4 protein-coding genes are annotated in these 6,981 nt (G+C 62.9%); 2 read left to right on the top strand and 2 right to left on the bottom strand.

The window, feature by feature from the left end; translation table 11 throughout:
• Nucleotides 1-127: 127 nt before the first annotated feature.
• Together Q1V51_RS09775 and Q1V51_RS09780 are read left to right on the top strand one after the other, a co-directional pair.
• Nucleotides 128-3,697, top strand: a complete 3,570-nt coding sequence (locus Q1V51_RS09775; RefSeq protein ID WP_300555823.1) for a hydantoinase B/oxoprolinase family protein — start codon at nucleotides 128-130, stop codon at nucleotides 3,695-3,697.
• Between the two features lie 191 nt (nucleotides 3,698-3,888).
• Nucleotides 3,889-4,356, top strand: a complete 468-nt coding sequence (locus tag Q1V51_RS09780; RefSeq protein WP_366522734.1) for a fasciclin domain-containing protein — start codon at nucleotides 3,889-3,891, stop codon at nucleotides 4,354-4,356.
• On the opposite strand, the gene rimK is transcribed toward Q1V51_RS09780, so the two are convergent.
• Together rimK and Q1V51_RS09790 are read right to left on the bottom strand one after the other, a co-directional pair.
• Complete coding sequence (gene rimK, locus Q1V51_RS09785; RefSeq protein WP_300555826.1) at nucleotides 4,337-5,773, bottom strand: 30S ribosomal protein S6--L-glutamate ligase; 1,437 nt, start codon at nucleotides 5,771-5,773, stop codon at nucleotides 4,337-4,339. The genes Q1V51_RS09780 and rimK overlap by 20 nt on opposite strands.
• 98 nt (nucleotides 5,774-5,871) lie before the next feature.
• Entirely contained in the window at nucleotides 5,872-6,810 is a 939-nt protein-coding gene (locus Q1V51_RS09790) for a metalloregulator ArsR/SmtB family transcription factor (RefSeq protein WP_300555828.1), read from the bottom strand.
• Nucleotides 6,811-6,981: the final 171 nt, after the last annotated feature.

Genomic DNA, 6,981 nt, shown 5'->3' on the forward strand with positions numbered 1-6,981 from the left:
ATGTAAGCGTTCACCGCCGTACATGCGAGAGGGGCGGTGCAAATTCTCCTAGGGTATTTCGCCGCAGACCGGACTTGCCTCGCCAAGCTCCGCCGCTAGGCTCGCCCCGCTGATCAGGGGAGCGGGCATGTCGCAGGACTGGGAATTCTGGATCGATCGGGGCGGCACCTTCACCGACATTCTCGGCCGCGCGCCTGATGGCCGCCTGCATGCGCTCAAACTCCTCTCGGAAAGCCCGGAATATCAGGACGCGGCCAGCGAAGGGGTGAAGCGGTTAAGCGCGGGCGCTCCAGTCGCCGCGGTCAAGATGGGCACGACGGTTGCGACCAATGCCCTGCTGGAGCGAAAGGGCGATCCCACCCTCTTTCTCGTCACCGCCGGCTTCGAGGACCTGCTGATTATCGGCGATCAGACCCGGCCGGATATTTTCGCACTCGATCTCAAGCGACCCGCGCCGCTTTATGAGCGCGTGGAAGAGGTGGAGGAACGCCTCAGCGCGGACGGTAGGGTACAGACCCCGCTGAACGAGGCGACACTCAAGGCGAGCCTCGAACAGGCCCGGCGAGACGGGCTCAAGACAGTTGCCATCGCCTTCATGCATGCCTGGCGCAATAGCGAGCATGAGGAGCGCGCCGAAGCTCTGGCCCGCGCCGCCGGGTTCGACACGGTCCTGCGCTCCTCGGTCGCCAGCCCGCTGATCAAGATCGTTCCGCGCGCTTCGACGACTGTTCTGGATGCCTATCTCACCCCGGTTCTCAAAGACTATGTCGGGCGGGTCGCAGCGGGTGTCGACGGGACACCGCTCTACTTCATGCAATCCTCAGGCGGTCTCGCACCGGCGGAGAATTTCCATGCCCGCGATGCCGTCTTGTCCGGGCCGGCCGGAGGCGTGGTCGGCATGGCGCAAACGGCGCTCAAGTCCGGCTATCCGCGCGTGATTGGTTTCGACATGGGTGGCACCTCTACCGACGTGTCCCGCTTCGACGGGCAGCGCTATGCTCGGGTCGAGGACACCGAGGTCGCGGGCCAGCGCCTGCGCGCGCCGATGATGGCCGTTCACACGGTTGCCGCCGGTGGCGGTTCCATCCTCAGCTTTGATGGCGAAAGGGCCCGTGTCGGACCGGAAAGTGCCGGTGCCCAGCCTGGACCAGCCGCCTACGGGCGCGGCGGGCCGGCAACCGTAACCGATGCCAATGTTGTTTTGGGCCGCATCCAGCCGGACTGGTTCCCGCATAAATTTGGCCCCGATGGCAAGGCCCCGATCGATGTCGGGGCGAGCCGTCAACGCCTGGCCGAGCTGGCGAATGCCATGGATTTGCCGTCCCCGGAGGCCGCCGCGGAAGGCTTTCTCGCGGTGGCCATCGAGAGCATGGCGCAGGCGATCAAGCAGATCTCGATTGCTGAAGGTGTCGACCCGGGCCGTTATGCCCTGTCGGCCTTTGGCGGTGCCGGCGCCCAGCATGCCTGCACGGTCGCCGAAGGCCTCGGTATGGTAACCGTTCTGGTTCACCCCTATGCCGGCTTGCTCTCGGCGCTCGGCATCGGCCTGGCCGATCTGGTGGAAACCCGGCAGGCCGCAATCGGCGCTCCCCTAGGCACCGCACTCGGAACGGTCGGCGAGGCGGTCGAACGACTGGTTGGGGAAACCTCGCACGCCCTGATACAGGCCGGCATTGCCGCAGACACGATCCGCCGCAGTGTCGACCTCCGCATCAAGGTCGAGGGCACCGATACGACCATCCCCATCGCGCTGGCGGACCCGGAAAGCATGCGCACCGAATTCCGGAATGCGCATGAACAGCTATTCGGCTTCATGCCGGCCGGGCAGCTGATGGTGGAGTCGATCACGGTTGAGGCCGCCGCTGCCCCGCCCGGATCGCGCGATTGGACCTTGAACATGTCGCTGGGCGATGCACCGGCTCCTGCCGGTAGCGCTGCAATGGTCATTGATGGCAAAGCTGAGGATTGCCCCGTCTACCGGCTTGAGGATCTTCCGGTCGGACCGCGCCTGTCAGGTCCTGCCCTGATCATGGACGCGAATTCGACAATTGTGCTCGATACCGGCTGGAGCGCCGACCGGTTGGAGGACGGAATGCTGCGGCTGCAGCGCGAAGGCAGCCACCAGGCCAGCGAAGCGGCAGGCACCGAGCTCGATCCGGTACGGCTGGAATTGTTCAACCGCCGTTTCATGAGCGTGGCGGAGCAGATGGGCGTCGCACTCGAGCGCACCGCCCATTCCGTCAACATCAAGGAACGGCTCGACTTTTCCTGTGCCGTGTTCGATGCGGATGGCGGCCTCGTCGCCAATGCGCCCCACATGCCGGTTCACCTCGGCTCCATGTCGGCCAGCGTCCGCTCTGCCGCGGCGGCGCATCCTGATCTCGGCCCGGGAGACGCAGTTGCCGTCAACGCGCCCTATGATGGCGGCACGCACCTGCCTGATATCACCATTGTTCGGCCGGTTCATGATCCGGCCAGCGGCGAGCGCCTCTTTTATATCGCCTCACGCGGGCACCATGCCGATGTCGGCGGGATCGCGCCGGGGTCGATGCCGCCATTTTCGACTTCGATCGAGGAGGAAGGCGTGCAATTCCGCAATGTCCGCATTGTCGACAATGGCACTTTCCTCGACGCCTCCGTCCGCGAGGTGCTCGAGAGCGGGCCCTACCCGGCCCGTAACCCGGACCAGAACATTGCCGACCTCAAGGCCCAGCTTGCGGCCTGCGCCAAGGGTGCTGCGGAACTGGAGCGTCTTGTCGGCGATCACGGGCTGAATGTCGTGAAGGCCTATATGGGTCACGTCCAGGACAATGCCGAACGCGCCGTGCGACGCGTCATCGACGCCTTGCATGATGGCGGACATCGGGTTCGCCTTGATGATGGCGCCGAGATCCGCGTTGCCATCCGCGTTGACCGGGACGCGCGCACGGCTGTGGTCGATTTCACCGGCACCTCGCCCCAGCGCACAAGCAATTTCAACGCTCCAGCATCGGTCGCCCGGGCCGCCGTACTATATGTCTTCCGCTGTCTGGTCGGCGACAAGATCCCGCTCAACGAGGGTTGCCTCAAGCCGATCGAGCTGATCATCCCTGAAGGCTGCCTGCTCAACCCGCGTCCACCGGCCGCTGTTGTGGCGGGTAATGTCGAGACCAGCCAACTTGTCGTCGACGCCCTGTTCGGCGCAACCGGTCGCCTCGCCGCCGGCCAGGGGACGATGAATAATCTGACCTTCGGCAATGCGCGCTACCAATATTATGAGACCATATGCGGAGGCTCGGGTGCCGGATTTGGTCATGACGGCGAGCCCTTTGCCGGGACGGACGCGATCCACACCCATATGACCAATTCGCGCATGACCGACCCGGAAGTGCTCGAACAACGCTTCCCGGTCGAGGTGGTTCACCACCGTATCCGCCCAGACTCCGGCGGCGACGGGAGCTGCCGTGGAGGGCACGGCTCGCAGCGCTGCCTGCGCTTCCGGGAGCCCATGGATGTGGCCCTGCTATCCTCACGCCGGATCGAACACCCGTTCGGTCTCAAGGGCGGCGGCAATGCGCGCTCCGGGACACAGCGGGTCATCCGCTCCGATGGAAGCGTCGAGGAGCTGCAAGGCCTGTTCCGTATCGAAGTGCAAGCGGGCGACAGGGTCGAGGTTTGCACGCCCGGTGGCGGGGGACTGTTTTCACTAGAGAATTAAACTCCCGCAAGGTTCAGATCTGTTTTGCAACCGGGTGCGTAAGTCTTCACGTCACATGCATGAGACACCCCCCGACATGCGACCGGTGGTGGCCACCGCCGGACGCAACTGAACCGAAAAGGGAGCGCATAATGCGTCTTGTCTCTATTGCGGCGATCGCCGCCGCCCTCGTCTCTGTCCCGGCTATGGCCATGAGCCACCCGAAGGCCGTGAACAATTCTCACCACCACGGCACCAATGCCCGGGCTGACATCGTCGACACTGCTGTCGGTGCCGGCCAGTTCAACACACTGGTCGCCGCCGTTCAGGCGGCCGGCCTCGTCGATACGCTGAAGGGCGATGGACCGTTCACGGTCTTTGCCCCGGTTGACAGTGCCTTTGCCAATCTGCCGCACGGCGAAGTGGACCGTCTACTGCGTCCGGAAAACCGGCACGAGCTGGTCGACATCCTGACCTTCCACGTGGTCCCGGGTGCGATCACCAGCGATCAGCTGGCCGGTCAGATCCTGTCGGTGGAGACGGTTGAGGGCTCCAACGTCCTGATCGATGCCACCAATGGCGTGCGCGTCGGCAATGCCGAAGTGATCCAGGCCGACATCCAGACCTCCAACGGCGTCATCCAAGTCGTCGACCGCGTCATTATTCCGACTGCGAACTAGGCGGTTCGGCGCGGGCCCCAGCGGGGGTCCGTGCCGCTGCTTTGCGCCTGCCAGTCCGGGCAGGGCGAACGTGCGTTTCTAGATACTCGACGATCAGACCCGCGACATCCTTGCCCGAGGATCGCTCAACGCCCTCCAAGCCAGGTGAGGAATTCACCTCAAGGATTTTGGGCCCCGCAGCGGATCTCAACAGATCGACACCTGCGACGGACAGACCAAGAGACTTCGTGGCTTGCACGGCCGCGATACGTTCCTGCTTGGTGATACGGACCTTTTTCGCTGTACCACCACGATGAAGGTTGGAGCGGAATTCTCCCTCCTCGGCCTGTCTCATCATCGTCGCAATCACGCGGCCACCAACCACAAAACAGCGAATATCCGCGCCACCCGCTTCCTTGACAAACTCCTGAACAATGAAGTTCGCATCAAGGCCTCGGAACGCATCGATCACCGACTCCGCCGCCTTCTTGGTTTCAGCGAGCACAACACCGCGTCCCTGCGTAGACTGCAACAATTTGACCACCAGCGGTGCATCCCCGACATGAGCAATCAGATTGGCGGTATCTTTCGGCGAGTGCGCAAACGCAGTCACAGGCATATTGATGCCCGAACGCGCCAGTATCTGGTGCGCGAACAGCTTATCGCGCGATGCGCCTATCGCCTCAGCCGTGTTGAGACAATAGGCCCCCATCATCGAGAATTGTCGCAGCACTGCCATGCCGTACCCGGTCATACTGGCACCAATGCGCGGAATGACGGCGTCATACACCGGCAGCGGCTTGCCGTCGTAATAGACTTTCGGGTCATTGGCATCGATAGCCAGCGTGCAACGGGCGGTATTGATCATCTCAACGACATGCCCGCGGGTTTGGGCGGCATCACGCAATCGCTGTGACGAGTAATTGTTCGGCTCTCGGGTGAGGATGGCTATGCGAAGCGGCCTCTTGACCGGCCGCCTCCGGGGGAATTCCTTGTACAGGTCATAACTAAGCTGGCCCTGCACGCAGGACAGGGTCGGGTTGACGACCATATCCTCGGGAATCGCCTGACGACCCAGCAACATGCGATAGGCCATTGTTTCCCGGTTGGTCAGGGTTAGTTCGACCAACCATTCTCGAGCCCCGATGCGTACCGGGGTTTCGATAACCCAGCGCAACTCGCGCTCCCCGTTGGACGACACGACCTCGCGCCGGTCGACGGCAGGAGCAGAACAGACGATCTCGATCTCGGGCTTGTCTGGAATCGGATGGAGGATGAAACGCACCTGCGTTTTCTCCAGCGGGCCAAATGGCTCGATAGAGACAGCATGCAGCGCCGATGTTCGCGCCCCGGTATCGACTTTGGCCTTGACCGCGGGCAGCCCAAGCTTGGGGAATGTAGCCCATTCCTCCCAGCCAAGCAGGGTTTTATCTTCCATCAAATTGCCCCCCGAAAATGGATGCGACCCATTATATCCGGCATTCAACTGCGTCCAGAAAATTCGGCGAGGGCATCATTCCCACCCGCAGCGACAGTTCAGCCCTTGGCCGCGACCCAGATTTTCAGGGTCAGTTCGCCAGCATCCTCTTCCGGGTGCAGATCGACCTGTTTTGACAGGCTGAGCCCGGCGCGCTCGATGACCTCCGACATTTCCTCATCGGAGAAACCCAGGCGCCGATGGAAGTGCTCTTCGCGCAATTCTTCCAGCTGATGCGGTGCGAAGTCGACGACCAGGAGGCGGCCACCGGGTTTTAGAACCCGGGCGCATTCCGAAACTGCCATGGCCGGGTCGTCGAGATAGTGCAGCACCTGGTGCACGGTAACGAGATCGGCACTGTCGCTTTCAAACGGCAAAGCACCAACATCGGCATGGCGGACCGAGCAATGCGTCAGCCCGGCCTCGGACAGGTTGGCACGAGCCACATTGAGCATGGAGTGATTGATATCAATGCCGATACCGCGCTCAACACGGTCAGCGAAGAGCTCCAGCATGCGTCCCGTGGCAACCCCGACATCGAGCATCAGGCCGAACGGTCCGGCCCCGGCGAGATCGCGCATCGCCGCTTCCACGGCACCATCGGACAAGTGCAACTTGCGGATCCGGTCCCAGTCCTCAGCGACGCTTTCAAAATAGTCCTGGGCCGCCGCTGCACGCTGCGCCTTGGTCCGCTCCAGGCGCTCGACATCGCGGGCGATGACCGGGTCATCAGCCGGGACCATTTCATTGACCAGTTCAGCCAGGCGGCGACCACCACCGCTATCGGTCAGGCGGTAGAAGACGTAAGCGCCTTCCGGCAGACGTTCGGCCAGACCGGCATCGGTGAGCAATTTGAGGTGCCGGCTGACCCGTGGCTGGCTTTGCCCCAGGATGCCGACAAGTTCGGACACCGTCAGCTCGCCACGCGCCAGCATGACCACGACGCGTAGGCGCGTGGGTTCGGCGAGTGCTTTGAGCTGGGCAACCAGGCTGTCCATGAGATCCATACCGGGCAAATGCGGAATATGGCTTGCTTTTATCTGCATCGCGGCGAAGTTCAAAGGACGGTCTGTAGATGAGATTCTGGAGCGATCGCGCGTGGCCAAGGACATTATCGTCATCGGTGCCGGCCTGGCAGGTGTCAGCGCCGCCTGGGCGCTGAAACGAAA

Origin of the sequence: Maricaulis sp. (assembly GCF_030149235.1) — a bacterium.
Lineage (GTDB): Bacteria > Pseudomonadota > Alphaproteobacteria > Caulobacterales > Maricaulaceae > Maricaulis.